Below are 15,953 nucleotides of genomic sequence, written 5' to 3'. Positions count from 1 at the left end.
GGGTCATGATGGACTTGAACCATCGACCAATGGATTAAAAGTCCACTGCTCTACCAACTGAGCTAATGACCCGCTCTGGTTTACTTATAAAAAGTAAGTACGCGTAAATCCGCCGATTAGACCATTCTAAATATAAAAAGAATGGTGGGTCATGATGGACTTGAACCATCGACCAATGGATTAAAAGTCCACTGCTCTACCAACTGAGCTAATGACCCGCTCTTTTTGTCGCATTTCGAGTGGGGTTACCATTCGTTTGCTGCGGGCGCTTATAATACTTATTTATAAAATGAGTGCAACCGAAATTGTCTCTTTTTTTAAGTTTTTATGTCTAGTTGAGCAATTTTAGACCGCTTATGACAAAAAGCAGTCTAATCAAGCATCAACATTTATTTTGATAAGCGATCTGTGGCTAATTTAGCAGCAGTTGTACTTGGGTACTGATTGATAAGCTCATTCAATATTTTTTGTGCTTCTGCCTTCAAACCTTGCTCTTGTAAAAGTGTACCAAGCTTTAACATCGCATCTGGGCGTTTATTTGAATTTGGAAATTCGTTAACAACTACTTTAAAGTGCTCGGCTGCTTTTACACCGTCATTTTTAATCGTTAATAGTTGTCCCAGCCAATAATGTGCGTTTGAGGTGTACACTGAATTTGGATACGTTGTTAAGAACGCTTGAAATTCTGGAATAGCTTGGTCGTAGCGTTTATCTTTCATTATAAGCGCAACAGCACGTTCGTACGCTTCGTTTTCAGATAAATCGCTGCTGTAGCTCTGCTCGTTACTAGGCTGTGTGTAGTCTGTTGTAGGCGCTGGAGCGGTCGGCTTTGCATACGCTTGGCTAACACGGTTCTCAATTTCTTGATAAAGCTCGCGTTGACGCTGGAGTACTTTTTCAAGCTTATAGCTTTGCTCTTCAGTTACTCCGCGTATTTGACTAACTTCATCTTGCAGTAAATTGAGCTGTTGCTGTAACTCTACTTGTAAAAAATTACGCTGTTGCATCATACTTTCAAGTGTTGCTAAACGCTTTTCAATGCTTGACTGTGAACTTGCAGCTTCTGAAACAGGAGCGGGAGCAGCCAAAACTTGGGTGCTCCCGCTCAATATCATGGCTGCCAAAATAATTTTCGGCTTCATAATATCTCTTATCTTAGTAAACTAGTACCGCACGGCGGTTTTTAGCGAAAGCAGACTCAGTGCGAGATTTAACCATTGGCTTTTCTTCGCCGTAGCTAACTACTGACATTTGGCTTGCAGAAACACCTAAGCTTTGTAGGTATTTTTCAACTGCTTGTCCACGGTGCTCACCAAGTGCAATGTTGTACTCTGGCGTACCGCGCTCATCTGCGTGGCCTTCAATTAATACTTTAACAGAAGGATTTTTAACTAAAAACTCAGCGTGTGCACGAAGTAAGTCTGCATATTTGCTTTCAACTGTGGCTTTATCAAAGTCAAAGTAGATAATTTGCTCTTGACGAAGCGCTTCGTACTTTTGACGAAGTTGCTCTTCTGCTTGTTGCTCTGGCGTCATTGTGGCTACTTCAACTGTATCCGTTGTTGTTTGCTCAACAGTTGCTTGGTTTGACTGGTTAGCTGCATTTTCGTCGATATCTGAAGATGAGCTACAAGCTGCTAGTGTCATTACTGGCACAGCAATTAGCAGGCCTTTAAGTATTTTGTTAAGTTGCATTGAGTAGATTCCTATTTTGAGTAAACCAGCAATTATTACTGTAAATATGGCGACCAAGCAGGTGCCTTTACTTGTCCATCAAGCACAGGTAAACGTGCTTTAAAACGACCGTCCATCGATACTAGCGCAAGTACCTGTTTATTATTGTGGAGCGTGCTGTATATAATCATCGAGCCATTTGGCGCTATGCTCGGTGATTCGTCAAGGCGAGTTCGTGTTAAAACTTGAAACGCACCTGTAGCCAACTCTTTCTTAGCAAGATGATACTGTCCGTTAGTACGGTTTACCATCACTAATTCTTTTCCGTCTGGCGAAATAGAACCCGCTAGGTTCATGTCACCGTCAAAGGTTAATCTTTGCGTTCTGCCAGTTTTTAAATTTAACTTATAAATCTGAGCATTACCACCCCTTTCCGACGTAAATACTATATCTTCACCATTTGGGTACCACGAAGGTTCGGTATCTATACTACGATGGCGTGTTAATCGCGTCTCTTTACGTGTTAGTAAGTCTAATAAGTAAACCTCAGTTGCACCAGTTTTATCTTTTGACAGCACGAGCAGTAACTTTTTACCATCTGGCGAGAATTGCGGCGCGCCGTTAATTCCCTTGTAGCTGGTGATCAATTCGCGTTTACCCGTATAAATGTCTTGAATGTAAATTTGGCTCTGGCGATTTTCAAAGGTTACATACGCTAACTTAGTACCGTCAGGTGACCAAACCGGCGACATTAATGGCTCTTTTGAACGCAATAATACTTGTTCATTAAAACCATCGTAATCAGCAACGACTAACTGATAAGGCTTTTCTTCGGTATCACGTACAATAACATAGGCTATTTTTGTTAAAAACGCGCCTTTTTCGCCAGTTAGCTTTTCATAAATAACATCACTAATGCGGTGCGAGTATCGACGAAATCCAGTTTCACCAATTACGCTTTGACGTGCTTCTAAAATATGGTCTTGGCTTTGAACAAGCTTACCGTTGCTCATCATTTGTGTTTCACCGCCAGTAATTTGGCCGCGAATAACATCAACAAGCTCATAACGTACTAAGTAGCGTCCGTTGGTTTGCTGTTCTACTTCACCCACTAAAACCGCTTCAACGCCTTTATTAACCCAAGCGCCGTAATCAATATCGGCGTCTTTATGTGGTTGTTGAGGCATTTGTGAAACGCTAACTGGCTTAAATTTGCCACTGCGCATTAAATCAGCAGCAATAACATCGCTAAGCTGCTCTGGAATAGGGCCAATACCTTGATATTTAAAAGGCACAATCGCAATCGGTCTTGCACCGTCTATACCTTCAGTAATAACAATTTCAAGTGCCGCGTGTGCAACACCCTGAAACCCTAATATTAAAACTAAACAGGCTATTTTAATTTTGTTAAACATGTCATCCCTTAAAACTCTGGCGCGATGGTTATATTAATATTCTTTAATTGTTCGAATACGTCTTTATCTTTCGATACCGGTAATGTGTCGGCCATGCGAACCGCTCTTAAAGCAGCTTCACACACTAATTTATCACCACCTAACGACTTAACCTGCGTAACCAAGCCATTAAACCCAAGACGGAGATTAATGCGGCATTGCTGGTTTTTCATTTTTTCATCAATTAATAAGTTTTGCTGAATACGCGCCATAATTAATGCACGGTATTTATCAACTTCACTCACTACTTGCTGTTGACGTATTTTATTGCGTGCAGCCTGCTCTTTGGCAAGTTGCTCTTGCAGTATTTGTTCTTGCAATGCTTGCTGACGTTTACGCTCAGCTTCTTCAGCACGTTTTTTACGCTCTTCTTCGGCTTTTTTAAGCGCGGCTTCTTCGGCTTTGCGTTTGTCGGCAGCCGCTTTAGCAGCATCTTCAGCCTCTTGCTTTTGCTTTTGCGCTTGTTTGGCTTTTGCTCGCTCACGTTGTTCTATTTCGCGGGCTTTTTTAGCTTGAGCTTCGGCTTCGGCTCTTTCTTTCTCTTTAGCTTTGCGCTGCTGCTCTAGCTTTTTAATGCGTCTTGCTTCAGATTCTCTTTGCTTACGTGCGTCTGCTGCGCGGCGCTCTAAATCACGAATGCGTTTATCTTCAGCGCGCTTTTTATCTTCTTCTTTTTTGCGTAACTCAGCAATTTTTTGCTCAACCTGCTGTTGATCCACGGTCACAGCAGACACCGCATTTTCTGGCTCAGGAATGGCGGCATTAAGCGTCACTTCCATTACTTTAGGTTTAGGTGGATGAATGTTTGCTGATGCATACAAAAATCCCCCTAATGCTAAATGCAGTATTACTGATTTGATTAACGACGTATTCATATGACTACTTGGTCCCCTCAAAGGATTCGGTCATTAAGCCTACCGATGGTACACCTGCATTCCTCAAAAAATCCATGAGCAGTAGCACTTCTTGATACGACACTTTACCTGAGCCTTTAATCATTACTGGGGTATCAGGGTTTTTCATTAGTTGTAGTTTAATTACAGCGGCTACAGCTAATGCTTCCATTGGCTCTTCCGGATCAGTACCTATGCTTACATAATACTTACCTTGCGAATCAATAGAGGCAATAATGGGCGGCGTATCTTTGGTATCAACTAAGTCTGACTCTTCCATTTTTGGTAGGTCTACTTTTACGCCATGGGTTATTAATGGCGCAGTGGCCATAAATATAATAAGCAGCACCAACATTACATCAATGTATGGTACTACATTAATTTCTGCGACTGGGCGACGCTTTTTACGATGATACATTCGCTTGAGCCTCTATTTGGGTAGCTGCTTGACGGTGTAAGATATTGGCAAATTCTTCCATAAAGTTAATGTAGTGAGATTCTAACTTTTCAACTTTATTAGCAAATCGGTTATAAGCAATAACAGCAGGAATTGCAGCAAATAAACCCATTGCTGTTGCAATCAAAGCTTCTGCTATACCTGGTGCAACCATTTGTAAGGTTGCTTGTTTTACTTCACCTAAGGCAATAAAGGCATTCATAATACCCCATACTGTACCAAACAAACCTATGTAGGGGCTAATTGACCCAACGGTTGCTAAAAACGATAAGCTTGATTCTAGTTTTTCTATTTCACGAGAAAGCGCAACCCGCATTGAACGATGCGTGCCTTCCATAACAATGCCTGCACTTTGAAAGGTATTTTTTTTGTGGCGTGCAAACTCTTTGAAACCTGAGGTGAATAACGCTTCAATACCCGTTGATTGACCACCGCGTGATGAAATTTCGTTATATAGCTTACTTAGGTCAACACCAGACCAAAAACGATGCTCAAATTTTTTGGCATTTGCTAAGGCGTCAGAGATGGCTTTTTTACGTTGAAAAATAATAGCCCACGACATAACCGACATAGCAACCAACGCTAGCATTACTAATTGCACAAGCAAACTGGCTTCTAGAATTAGATCTAAAAAATTAAGCCCTGATCCCACGTTAAACTCCTAAATAATTAAAAACATCAAATTGATTTATTTGAGTAAGGTAACTTTGTAACACATTAGCCACCATTAAAGTTCAGCTAGTGTATCTAGTGTATTTCCTGCTGACAACGATATTGCTGTGAATAGCCAACAAAAAACGTTAAAAAAATAATTTTACTACTTAACTCTTGTTTTACTGTATAAATAAATAACAATAAAGCTATCTATAAGCCTGCTTAATTTCACTAAAGAGTCACAAAAATACGCTGTTTATTCAAAATTAATGCATAAGCACTCATAAAAACTACACGCTTACCTTAACGTAATAGTAAAACTAATACCGAACGTTTATATGTTAATATACATAAACAAAGCATTTCATTAACTTATAGAATTTATGGTTAATTAACATGCAACATTAAGTAAAAACAGAAAACCCCTGGTATTAGTTTTTTTAATCTGAAAATATAAATTTTCTAGTTTGAACAAATTCTGCCGCTTCGGTATTATTCTCTCATACCGAGCTAGCGCATTAAATGAAAGCTATTTCATTGAATCCAGTTCTTCGTAATATGATTTATTTCGTATTACTTTTTTACTTCTTGGGGTATGACCTCAACAAGTAAAACGTAGTTCCCTAGATTACTTCCTTAAACTTGTTGTTTGCCCGCATTATTTGCGGGCTTTTTTTTGCCCACAATTTGTAAAATTAGTTACACTCATCCTCAATACCATTACTGCAGGCGCACAGTAGCCTGATATGTCTTAACGCTCAGTGAATTATTGGCAAAGTAAAATACGTCTAAATTTAACCTTTGCTCATACTAAAAAGCCACTGTCGTTAAAATGACAGTGGCTTTAGAAAGAGTTTAGTTATTCTGGTTATTTAATCTTTTTTAGGTAACAAACCAAAATGGTGATACGCATTATCAGAGACAATTCGCCCTCGCGGCGTACGCTGAATAAATCCTTGTTGAATTAGAAAGGGTTCAATCACATCTTCTATGGTTTCTTTCTCTTCGCCTATTGCCGCGGCTAAGTTGTCAAGGCCAACAGGGCCACCCATAAACTTTTCGATGATGGCGAGTAAATATTTACGATCCATGTAATCAAAACCGCTTTTATCAACATCAATCATGTCGAGGGCTTGTTGAGCTACCTCAGCATTAACCGTACCATCTGACTTTACTTGGGTGTAATCGCGCACTCGACGCAATAATCGATTTGCAATACGTGGCGTGCCACGAGAACGCTTGGCTATTTCGGCGGCGCCATCGTCACACATTTCTAAACTAAGATAATGCGCTGAGCGCCCCACAATATGCGATAAGTCTTCCACAGAGTAAAACTCTAAGCGTTGAACAATACCAAAACGGTCACGCAGTGGAGAAGTTAATGACCCCGCACGGGTAGTTGCACCAATGAGTGTAAACGCGGGTAAATCAAGCTTAATAGAGCGTGCAGCTGGCCCTTCACCTATCATAATATCGAGCTGGTAATCTTCCATTGCCGGGTAGAGTATTTCTTCAACTTGCGGGCTCAAACGGTGAATTTCATCAATAAACAGTACATCACCTTCTTCAAGGTTAGTAAGCAATGCGGCTAAGTCGCCCGCTTTTTCAAGCACAGGCCCAGAGGTGGTTTTAATATTTACATTTAATTCGTTGGCTACAATATTGGCAAGCGTGGTTTTACCTAAGCCTGGCGGACCGAATATTAATAAATGATCCAACGCTTCGCTGCGGCTACGCGCGGCTTCAATAAATATTTCCATTTGTTGCTTAACATGCGGCTGACCACGATAATCGGCCAGTAACTTAGGCCTAATAGCGCGATCTATGGTGTCTTCGTTGGTTTTTTCAGCAGCATCTATTAAGCGATCAGCTTCGATCATAATTTACTCACAGCATTGATTTCAAAGATTCTTTAATTAGAACCTCAGTCGACATATCGGGTTTGCTTATTGATTTTACTGCTTTTTGCGCTTGTGGCAATTTATAACCGAGCGCCACTAACGCCGAAACCGCATCATCGGCCGCATTATTGGCTATAGTTGCATCGCTCGCAGGATCTATTACGGCGCTATCGCTAAATGGGGTAAATAAGTCATTACCCCAATTTTTTAATCTGTCTTTCATTTCGAGCACTAAACGCTCTGCAGTTTTTTTACCCACACCTGGCAATTTAACCAAAGCGGTAGCATCTTCATTATTTACGCAACTTACAAACTGCTGCGCCGACATGCCCGACAAAATAGCTAAGCCTAATTTAGGCCCTACTCCATTAGCTTTTAACAGCTCTCTAAATAACGCACGCTCGGTTTTATTATTAAAGCCAAACAATAACTGTGCGTCTTCGCGTACTACAAAATGAGTGTACACAATGGCGTTGTCGCCTACTTTAGGCAAATCGTAAAAACAGGTCATTGGCATTTGTACTTCGTAGCCAACGCCGCTCACTTCTAATAGTATTTCTGGGGGCTGTTTTTCAACTAACACGCCGTTTAAGCGACCTATCATTGTTATTTCCTTAGACGTCCTCTAACGGTTTTGCTTGCGCTACCCGCTAGTTTTATTAAATTTTGTTCAGAGTGGGCATGGCAAATTGCAATTGCAAGCGCATCCGCCGCATCGGCTTGCGGCGTACCTGGCAGTTTAAGTATGTTTTTAACCATATGTTGAACTTGCGATTTATCTGCCCCACCGTTACCCACAACGGCTTGCTTTATTTGCCGTGCTGAGTATTCAAAAACCGGTAAGTCGGCCATAGAGGCACCGACAATCGCAGCGCCACGAGCTTGGCCTAGCTTTAAAGCAGAATCAGGGTTATGCGCCATAAATACTTTTTCTATAGCAAATGTTTCAGGCGAAAATTGCTCTATAAGCTGTGTAATGCCTTGGTAAATCATTTTAAGTCGGGTGGGAAAGTCGTGATCGGCTAATTTAATACAGCCACTGCCTAAGTAAGTAAACTTAGCCCCTTGGTGCGCAACCACACCGTAACCCGTTAAACGCGAGCCCGGATCGATCCCTAAAATAATGGCCAAACAGCACTCTCATTATTGTTATTCATTAATAATGCTAATAATGCCAGAGCACTGTATAAATTACCAGTACCAAGCAAAAACAAAAATGCCTACATAAAAAGTAGGCATTTAAACGCTATTTGGCTGAAAAGTTTATGCCAATGCGCGTACTAAGCCTTGGGTATTTTGTTTAAGCGTACGGGCAATCATAAAATAGCCTAACCCTGCTACAAACACGCCACCAGCAACGGGGCCAATAATCCAAATATTAGGATGCAGCTTACCCGCTAAATCAAACATTTGCTGCTGAACAATCAATAACGCAATGTCGCTGAAAAATGCAGCCACCAGTCCGGCTAAACCGCCCAGTAATAAAAACTCATACAAGGTGGCATTTTTGATTAATCGGCTTTTAGCGCCCAAAGTACGCAGTATCACAATTTCTTGCATCCGCTCACCTAAGCTTGCTTGCACCTGCGATATAAGTACCAACGCGCCACACAACACCACAATAGCCAGTACAAAGCCAATAGCTAACGACACTTGCTCAATAGTCGATTGAATTTGTTTAACAAAGTTGTCTACATCAATCGCTGTAATCGTAGGATATGTACGTAATAACTGGCTAAAGTCGCGCTTTTGCTCAGGCTCAATACGTACTGATGAAATATACGTGGCCGGAAAGCTACTCAACACATCAGGGCTTAAAATAATGAAAAAGTTAGGTTTAAGCGTGGCCCAATTAACTTTACGTACACTGGTAATTTTAGCGTCGAACGACTGCGCACCAATTAAAAACGTGAGGGTATCGCCCATTTTCACATCAAGGCGCTTCATCATCGACTCTTCAAGTGAGGCCTCAGCTACTGCGTCATCGCCAAACCACTGGCCATCGATAATGTCATTTTGTGAGGGGACTTCGTTAAGCCAAGTTAAGTTAAGCTCGCGGCCAATACCTGAGCGGGCTTCTTCGTCTTTTTTCTCGTTGTCTTGCAATGACACTTCACGTGCTACTGCTTCGCCATTTACTGCATTCACGCGGCCACGAATCGTTGGGTAAAACTCCGACACTTGAATGCCTTTTTGCGCTAAGTATTCATTTACCGGATCCAGCTCATTTTGCGTAATATTAACCAAAAAGGCATTAGGTGCATCACTTGGTAACTGAGACTGCCAATCCGAAATAATGTCGTTTTTTAGCACAATTAAAAACAACAGTAATTTAATCGCTAGCGAAAAACTAATTAGCTGCACCGCATTAACGTTGGCGCGCTTTTGAATAGACGCAATAGCCAACGACCAGCTGTTACCTGGCTTTAAGCCAAGCTTTCGGCCCCCGCCAAATATTAATTTAGAAATTAAAAACAACACTAAAATAAGCGCAAGCGTTGAGGCAAATAAAATAAGGGTAATTTTAATATTGTTACTAAATAACCACATTAATAAAAATACCGTTAAGGCGCTAAGCCCTAAATGGATTTTACTTACCGCAAGGCGATCACCTAAATTACGGCGAAGCACTCTAAGTGGTGGAATATCAAATAAATCTAACAATGGCTTAATAGAGAACATAACCGCACAAATAACCCCGGTGCTAATGGCGACTAACCACGGTTTAAACCCTGCCATGGGCAGTTCGGTTCCCATGCTTTTTGCAAGGTAACCAGTTGCAACTTCTTGTAAGCCGTAACCAATAGCAAGGCCAACGACTACCGCCATGGTACACACCATTAATAAGTGCATAAGGTAAATTTTGCGGATCATATCGCGGCTGCCACCTAAGGTTTTCATCATCGCGACGGGATCGTATTGACGCTCACAATAGCGCTTAGCCGATACCGCAATAGCAACCGCGGCTAATATAATGCCCAGCAAACCTGCTAACAATAAAAAGCTTTCGGCTCTGTTTAAGCTATTTGAAATGGGCGATTGACGGTCTTTTACACCATACCAGTTTTGGTTTTCTTTAAGTTGCGGTTTTAACCAATCGTAAAAACTATTGATGTCGCTTTCATCACCTGCATACAACTGGCGGTAAAATACACGGCTACCGGGCTGTATTACTTCAGTTTTTGGTACATCATCAATATTAATAAGTACTCTGCGACTGCTAGAGAACACATTAAATGGCGCATCGGGTTCTTCTACAATCACCTTTTCCACATTGAATAACGCGGCACCTAATTCAACTTGGTCGCCTACGTTTATGTTTAAACTGTAAAAAACAGATTCACTTAACCATACGTTACCAGGGCTTGGCGCACCGGGTGCAACCTCAGTTTGAGCATTCAAACCCGACTTAACTTTCAATTGGCCTTTAAGCGGGTAACTGTTTGATGCAGCCTTTACCGAGCTAAACTGCATTTCATCGTTTGCAAACAGCATAGTGTCAAAGTACACCATTTGTGCAGTTTGTAAGTTTTGTTGTTCTGCTTTGGTTATAAAGGCGGTATCTATGGCGTGATTGCTGGCAAGAACACGATCTGCTGCTATAAATGCACTGCTTTTTTGGGCAATACTTTGTGCAATTCGCTCTGTCACCATAGATAAAGTAAGCACGGTTAATACTGCCAGTGCAATGGCTGCGCTTATTACGGTTAGTTCACCACGGCGAAACTCACGAGAAAATAGTTTAAGCGCTAATTTAGCCCACATTTGCCATTTCCTCTGTTGAATTTTGTACCAGCTCCCCCGCCTCTATTTGAATAATGCGTTCACATTTTTGTGCTAAGGCTTCATCGTGAGTGACTAAAATGAGGGTTGTACCGTTTTGCTTATTTAAATCAAATAATAACGACTCAATCATATGGCCATTTTTGCTATCTAAGTTAGCTGATGGCTCATCGGCAAACAATATTTTTGGTGAACCAACAAATGCACGGGCAATCGCAACACGTTGTTGCTCACCACCAGATAACTGCGACGGGTAATGATCAACCCGATGGCTTAAGCCTACTTTTTCAAGCAAAGCGAGCGCTTGTTCTTTGGCGTCTTCTTTACCTGCAAGCTCTGCCGGTAGCATGACGTTTTCAAGTGCAGTTAAACTTTGTACCAACATAAAAGACTGAAATACAAAGCCAACTTTTGCAGCTCTGAGTGCGGCCCGCGCTTCTTCGTCTAATTCGTGCAGCGGCTCCCCATCTAACATTACTTCGCCGCTGCTGGCCGTATCAAGCCCTGCTAATAAACTTAATAAAGTGGATTTACCTGAGCCCGACGTGCCAACAACAGCAACAGACTCACCATGCTTGACATTAAAGCTGATGTCGCTGAGGATGAACAACTCACCTTCAAGGGTAGATACAACTTTAGACAAACCATTTACTTGAATTATATTTAATTGAGAAAGCGCTGACATATGACTCATTCAATCCTACGTTTTGTATTTATTTTATTTTTAGTTATTAACCCCCTTACTGCGGCAGCTAACAACACGATTTTAATACTTGGTGACAGTTTAAGCGCAGCCTATGGCTTAAAACAAGAACAAGGCTGGGTGCAATTGTTACAAGATAAATACGATACCGAGCAACGCCCTATCAACTTAGTAAATGCCAGTATTAGCGGCGAAACCACCGGCGGTGCATTGCGCCGATTAGACGCGCTACTTGAGCAATACCAACCAACTCACGTGCTCATTGAGCTTGGCGCTAATGACGGTCTACGCGGTTTTCCAGTTACTAAAATGCAAGACAACTTGACCGCTCTAATTGAAAAAAGCCAAGCAATAGATGCACAAACCGCGCTAATGGAAATTTATATTCCACCTAACTATGGCCCACGTTACAGTAAAATGTTCACCGATAGCTTTGCCAGTGTAAGCAAAGCCACAGGCTCGTATTTAATGCCGTTTTTTGTACTTAAAGTAGCAGGCAAAAGCGAGCTAATGCAAAACGATAACTTACACCCTAACAAAACTGCGCAACCAATACTACGAGATGAAATGTTTAACACGATCAACCAGTGGTTAAATAAAGAGTAAAGCCGTGTAAAACTTCTGGCGCAAGCACTTAATATTAAACGCTTGCGCAATAAACATCCAAACAAACAAATGCTTATTGATTTTTTTAAAAATACACGTACTATTGCAGTCGAAGTCGGTATGTGGCGCAGCTTGGTAGCGCACTGTCATGGGGTGGCAGGGGTCGAGAGTTCGAATCTCTCCATACCGACCATTTTTTCAATAACTTACCCCAATTCCTAATAAGTTATTTTCTACAAAAACACTTCGTGTAGCCAATCTGTAGCCACTCTATTATTTTTTATCAAAAATAACTTTTAGTACTTCGTGCGTACTGGTTGCGAATCTCCTTTTACGGTGTCTGAAAATACCCTAAATAAATCTGGTTACCTTTTTATACTCTTTTAAGCTGTTGCGTAGCCCCCACACACCCGAAAAGCCGTTTCTTTGTAGATACCTGAATAAGCTTTTGCGCGTCCAGCTATTACCCCAGCTTGTTTTTAAGTCATTGCTATTTAAGTAATTAACTAACAATTCATAACTTGAGTTTTTATATTTATGTGTACCACTCAGTACTAGCGCTAACGCTTTAAATATCTGCCTATCATTGTTAAGTTTATCAAATCGTTTCATAAGTCCCCCTGCTTTGACCTCTTATTATACCCTTTTAAGCAAAGTTACAGGTAAGCAATGCCTGTAGGTTTAAATAGCTTGAAATTGGCTCATTCTTTTGTAACTCTGGTAAAACTGCAACTACTAAGGACGGTTATGTTTTTATCCGAAAATCAGCAATCAAAATCTTCAAGCACAAAACCCGAATGGACTTTAAACGACAACGGCCTAACAAATAACTTTACCGAAATAACTTATGAAATTAGCAAGCTCAGTTTTTCATTAGAAAAAGATGGTTACAAAGGTGTCGCATCAATATTTTATAACAATGATTTTCTGTGTAATCTAACCACTATTTATAGTCAATCTGGTGTTTATAAAAAGTATGGAATCAAGGAAGGTACAGCAATAAACAATACTGCTAAAGATAACCTATTAGACATAAACAACAATAAAATAGGCCTATCTAGTGCTGTATTTAGCTTCAAATCAAGAGACTATGGTATAGCTGGTTTGAGGACTGTTGAATGTGATTCCTCGTATGAAGTCCTTTTCTACGGTAAATATGTCACGAGTGTTTCTAAAGAAACAGCTCATAAAATAGAAACTACAAAAGACATATACCTAAAGAAAAAACTTTCGGCTTCGCAAGAAAAGAGTAATGACGAGAAAAATTTAAGCGAAGTTGAAAAAAAGAAAAACGATCTTGCTGCAAGTAACTATAAAATTATTCGTACACCTAACGAAGTTATTCTTACCACTGAAACAGCATCAAATTTAAAGGTGGCCAAAAGGTTAGATGTAATAACTGCTGAATGCGCATATGGCATGAATATTTTCAAAGATATATTTGCAACTCTTAGTGATACTTTTGGGGGGCGAAATAAAAGCATACAAAACACGCTCAGAGATGCCCGTAAAACAGCTCTAGCGGAATTGAGAAAAGAGGCTTTTTCATTGGGTGCTAATGCGGTAATTGGTATCGATTTAGATTACAGTGAAATATCGGGTGGTGGTAAGTCTGGTATGTTGTTCATTGTGGTTTCAGGCACTGCCGTAATTGTTGAACGCTAGGCTTAATTACTTTGAGTGAATTAAGGGCGGGACTTTTAAAAATACCGCCCTTAGTATTAATTAATACTCATTTGCGGCGCTGTGCCATTGGTAAACGTGTAATTTGAAACAATGCCGTCATCAAACAATATATCTAACGTTTTTTGAGTGCCCTCGGTTTGAACTTTCATAGTAAACACATAAGAAAAATGCGGTAGCAATAAAGTCCATACTAACTAACACCTAATAACGGTTGAATCATCATAATCTCATCTTATCGATTATTTGTTTCTATATAGTAAAACCATTACAAAGAGCACCGTTAGTATAAATTTATTTTATATTTAACAACTGTTTAAAATAAACATATCCGTCCGGTGATCACCGCCTAGCCTTTAAAATTCCACGGTAATAGACTATCGATATCAGGTGTTGATTGGCACAGCTCATCTAAACACGCGGTGATGTAATCGTATGGCGCTAAGCCGTTGGCTTTGGCTGTTTCGATGATGCTGTAAAGTATCGCGCTTGCGTTAGCACCTGTTGCTGTTTGGCTAAACAGCCAGTTCTTACGGCCTATCACAAACGGTTTGATGGCTCTTTCTGCACGGTTGTTGTCGATACTCAGTCGCCCATCATTAATGTACTCAATGAGTTTCGGCCACTGGTTTGCCATGTAATTGGCGGCATCAATGAGTTTACTATTACCAACAAGGTTTGGCTGATGTTTTTCAAGCCACTGTTTGAGTTTATCGAGTATCGGTTTACTCTGTGCTTGTCGAGTCTGGTAACTCTCATCCGCTGATTTATCTTTCAACCGTGACTCTATCCCATACAGCTTTTGTATTAAGCTGAGCACCACATCGGCTTTGCCTGTCTTATTTTTCCCTTGCAGCTTTTTCGCTTCAATGAATTTCCGACGTGCGTGCGCCCAGCACCCCACAAGACTGGCCTGTGTCTTTTCATAAGCTTGATAACCATCAACATGTAAGTACCCTTGATAGCCATTAAGATAATCCATCACGCAGGCGGCTGCGCGACTAGTGTGGTAGTCGTAAAGCACGATGTTAGGGATGGGGCTGTCGGGTTTAGGTGAGTCAGCACCTGAGCAGTACACCCACATGTAACTATTCACTTTATCTGATTTCACCACATTGACCGTGGTTTCATCAGCGTTAAGGAGTGGTTGCTTGAGTAATTCTTCTTTTAACCGTTTAACCAGCGGGGTAAACAGCGCTGTTGACTTAATCACCCAATCGCTCATGGTTTTGCGGCTCAGCTCAATGCCGTATTGCTTAAACATGCTCTCTTGGCGATGAAGCGGTAAACCATATTGATATTTACTGGTGATGAGTTGGCTAAGTAAGCTCGCGGTGGCAATGCCTTTGTTAATGGGCATGGCGGGCATAGGCTGTTGCTTTATCGTTGACCCAGTGCCTGATTTTTCACACTCACGACAGGCGTATTTAGGGCGAATATGTTCAATCACTTTGACGTGTGCTGGAATGAACTCAAGCTTTTCAGCAGTATCTTCACCGATTTTATGTAACTCACCACCGCAACATGCACAGCTTTTATCTGCTATGTCGTGGATAACTTGTTCACGGGGTAAGTCTTTTGGCAGTGGCTTGCGTTTAGGCTTGTTGCGGGTGTAGCTAATTCCTTGCTGCTCAGGCTCAGCTTTCTCAGCAATCTCTTCAACTTCATTAAATAATTCACCTTGCCCTACAAAGCCTTCAGCACTTTTGCCGAATTGCTTTTGTTGGGCTAAACGGAATTGCTCATATAAATAGGCGATTTTAGCATCTTTCTGTATAGATACTTCGCGCTCATATTTAAGCTGTTTTTCAAGCTCAGCAATGCGTTGTTGTAAGGTAAATACATCGTTCATGCCGTTTATTTTACGGCTTTTATGCACAATGAATAGGGTTAATAACTTAAACCTTGATGATCATCAATTGATCTAAGTAATTAAGTCACTGTGTGCTGACTGACGTTGATTTCTTCATGGCCAATAACGTCATACCCTGATAATAGCCAATGTAATTGTTGCTCATACAGTGTCATGGTGTCACGTTTAAGCTTAGGCCATTTAAACCTGTGCTTATGTCGAGTAGCCAGACCCGATTACTCGAGCCCAGCCCTCTAAGAACGGTACGTGCGAGTTTCCCCGCATACCGCTCA

The 15,953-nt window shown here is 41.0% G+C and carries 14 protein-coding genes and 3 tRNA genes; 3 read left to right on the top strand and 14 right to left on the bottom strand.

Translation table 11 applies throughout. The features are described 5' to 3' along the window. The 13 genes from MTN97_RS17395 to MTN97_RS17335 form a co-directional block, all read right to left on the bottom strand. A tRNA-Lys gene (locus MTN97_RS17395) sits at window positions 1-72 on the bottom strand. Window positions 73-142: 70 nt separating this feature from the next. After that, window positions 143-218: transfer RNA gene (locus MTN97_RS17390), tRNA-Lys, on the bottom strand. A gap of 171 nt (window positions 219-389) precedes the next feature. After that, window positions 390-1,142 (bottom strand): tol-pal system protein YbgF, encoded by a 753-nt coding sequence (gene ybgF, locus MTN97_RS17385; RefSeq protein WP_248474989.1) that lies wholly within the window; start codon window positions 1,140-1,142, stop codon window positions 390-392. 13 nt (window positions 1,143-1,155) lie between these two features. Beyond that, window positions 1,156-1,695, bottom strand: a complete 540-nt coding sequence (gene pal / locus MTN97_RS17380; protein WP_036983049.1) for a peptidoglycan-associated lipoprotein Pal — start codon at window positions 1,693-1,695, stop codon at window positions 1,156-1,158. A 35-nt stretch (window positions 1,696-1,730) separates the two neighbouring features. Beyond that, entirely contained in the window at window positions 1,731-3,089 is a 1,359-nt protein-coding gene (gene tolB / locus MTN97_RS17375; protein ID WP_248474988.1) for a Tol-Pal system beta propeller repeat protein TolB, read from the bottom strand. 8 nt (window positions 3,090-3,097) lie between these two features. Continuing rightward, entirely contained in the window at window positions 3,098-4,003 is a 906-nt protein-coding gene (tolA, locus tag MTN97_RS17370) for a cell envelope integrity protein TolA (protein WP_248474987.1), read from the bottom strand. Between the two features lie 4 nt (window positions 4,004-4,007). Then, window positions 4,008-4,439 carry a protein TolR gene (gene tolR, locus MTN97_RS17365; RefSeq protein WP_248474986.1) on the bottom strand — a complete coding sequence of 144 codons (432 nt, stop codon included), beginning with the start codon at window positions 4,437-4,439 and terminating at the stop codon, window positions 4,008-4,010. Continuing rightward, window positions 4,426-5,130 carry a protein TolQ gene (gene tolQ / locus MTN97_RS17360; protein WP_248474985.1) on the bottom strand — a complete coding sequence of 235 codons (705 nt, stop codon included), beginning with the start codon at window positions 5,128-5,130 and terminating at the stop codon, window positions 4,426-4,428. Before tolQ ends, tolR begins: the two co-directional genes overlap by 14 nt. A gap of 874 nt (window positions 5,131-6,004) precedes the next feature. Then, window positions 6,005-7,012 (bottom strand): Holliday junction branch migration DNA helicase RuvB, encoded by a 1,008-nt coding sequence (gene ruvB, locus MTN97_RS17355; protein ID WP_013464636.1) that lies wholly within the window; start codon window positions 7,010-7,012, stop codon window positions 6,005-6,007. A 7-nt stretch (window positions 7,013-7,019) separates the two neighbouring features. Continuing rightward, window positions 7,020-7,637 carry a Holliday junction branch migration protein RuvA gene (gene ruvA, locus MTN97_RS17350; RefSeq protein ID WP_248474984.1) on the bottom strand — a complete coding sequence of 206 codons (618 nt, stop codon included), beginning with the start codon at window positions 7,635-7,637 and terminating at the stop codon, window positions 7,020-7,022. A gap of 2 nt (window positions 7,638-7,639) precedes the next feature. Beyond that, window positions 7,640-8,164, bottom strand: a complete 525-nt coding sequence (ruvC, locus tag MTN97_RS17345; protein ID WP_008114131.1) for a crossover junction endodeoxyribonuclease RuvC — start codon at window positions 8,162-8,164, stop codon at window positions 7,640-7,642. Between the two features lie 132 nt (window positions 8,165-8,296). Continuing rightward, window positions 8,297-10,798 (bottom strand): ABC transporter permease, encoded by a 2,502-nt coding sequence (locus tag MTN97_RS17340; RefSeq protein WP_214553533.1) that lies wholly within the window; start codon window positions 10,796-10,798, stop codon window positions 8,297-8,299. Continuing rightward, window positions 10,788-11,501, bottom strand: coding sequence for an ABC transporter ATP-binding protein (locus tag MTN97_RS17335; RefSeq protein ID WP_248474990.1), 714 nt, complete (start codon window positions 11,499-11,501; stop codon window positions 10,788-10,790). The genes MTN97_RS17340 and MTN97_RS17335 overlap by 11 nt, the downstream gene beginning before the upstream one ends. Between MTN97_RS17335 and MTN97_RS17330 the strand changes: the two genes are divergently transcribed. The 3 genes from MTN97_RS17330 (at window position 11,502) to MTN97_RS17320 (ending at window position 13,790) form a co-directional block, all read left to right on the top strand. Then, window positions 11,502-12,125, top strand: coding sequence for an arylesterase (locus MTN97_RS17330; RefSeq protein ID WP_248474983.1), 624 nt, complete (start codon window positions 11,502-11,504; stop codon window positions 12,123-12,125). It abuts the gene before it with no gap. Window positions 12,126-12,241: 116 nt separating this feature from the next. Further along, window positions 12,242-12,318 (top strand) — tRNA-Pro (locus tag MTN97_RS17325). Window positions 12,319-12,872: 554 nt separating this feature from the next. Next, window positions 12,873-13,790 (top strand): YbjQ family protein, encoded by a 918-nt coding sequence (locus MTN97_RS17320; RefSeq protein ID WP_248474982.1) that lies wholly within the window; start codon window positions 12,873-12,875, stop codon window positions 13,788-13,790. Window positions 13,791-14,157: 367 nt separating this feature from the next. On the opposite strand, the gene tnpC is transcribed toward MTN97_RS17320, so the two are convergent. Next, window positions 14,158-15,660, bottom strand: coding sequence for an IS66 family transposase (tnpC, locus tag MTN97_RS17315; RefSeq protein WP_248474981.1), 1,503 nt, complete (start codon window positions 15,658-15,660; stop codon window positions 14,158-14,160). Window positions 15,661-15,953 lie beyond the last annotated feature (293 nt).

It is taken from the genome of Pseudoalteromonas sp. 2CM36K (assembly GCF_023161865.1).
Taxonomy (GTDB): Bacteria; Pseudomonadota; Gammaproteobacteria; order Enterobacterales; family Alteromonadaceae; genus Pseudoalteromonas; species Pseudoalteromonas tetraodonis.
The sequence above is the reverse complement of the archived record's forward strand: the minus strand, read 5'-3'. Positions and strand labels throughout refer to the sequence as shown.

Excerpts from the sequence above, each read along its gene's own strand:
- ybgF (WP_248474989.1), bottom strand. The coding sequence starts at position 1,142 with ATGAAGCCGAAAATTATTTTGGCAGCCATGATATTGAGCGGGAGCACC.
- pal (WP_036983049.1), bottom strand. The coding sequence starts at position 1,695 with ATGCAACTTAACAAAATACTTAAAGGCCTGCTAATTGCTGTGCCAGTA.
- tolB (WP_248474988.1), bottom strand. The coding sequence starts at position 3,089 with ATGTTTAACAAAATTAAAATAGCCTGTTTAGTTTTAATATTAGGGTTT.
- tolA (WP_248474987.1), bottom strand. The coding sequence starts at position 4,003 with ATGAATACGTCGTTAATCAAATCAGTAATACTGCATTTAGCATTAGGG.
- tolR (WP_248474986.1), bottom strand. The coding sequence starts at position 4,439 with ATGTATCATCGTAAAAAGCGTCGCCCAGTCGCAGAAATTAATGTAGTA.
- ruvB (WP_013464636.1), bottom strand. The coding sequence starts at position 7,012 with ATGATCGAAGCTGATCGCTTAATAGATGCTGCTGAAAAAACCAACGAA.
- ruvA (WP_248474984.1), bottom strand. The coding sequence starts at position 7,637 with ATGATAGGTCGCTTAAACGGCGTGTTAGTTGAAAAACAGCCCCCAGAA.
- MTN97_RS17340 (WP_214553533.1), bottom strand. The coding sequence starts at position 10,798 with ATGTGGGCTAAATTAGCGCTTAAACTATTTTCTCGTGAGTTTCGCCGT.
- MTN97_RS17335 (WP_248474990.1), bottom strand. The coding sequence starts at position 11,501 with ATGTCAGCGCTTTCTCAATTAAATATAATTCAAGTAAATGGTTTGTCT.
- MTN97_RS17330 (WP_248474983.1), top strand. The coding sequence starts at position 11,502 with ATGACTCATTCAATCCTACGTTTTGTATTTATTTTATTTTTAGTTATT.
- MTN97_RS17320 (WP_248474982.1), top strand. The coding sequence starts at position 12,873 with ATGTTTTTATCCGAAAATCAGCAATCAAAATCTTCAAGCACAAAACCC.
- tnpC (WP_248474981.1), bottom strand. The coding sequence starts at position 15,660 with ATGAACGATGTATTTACCTTACAACAACGCATTGCTGAGCTTGAAAAA.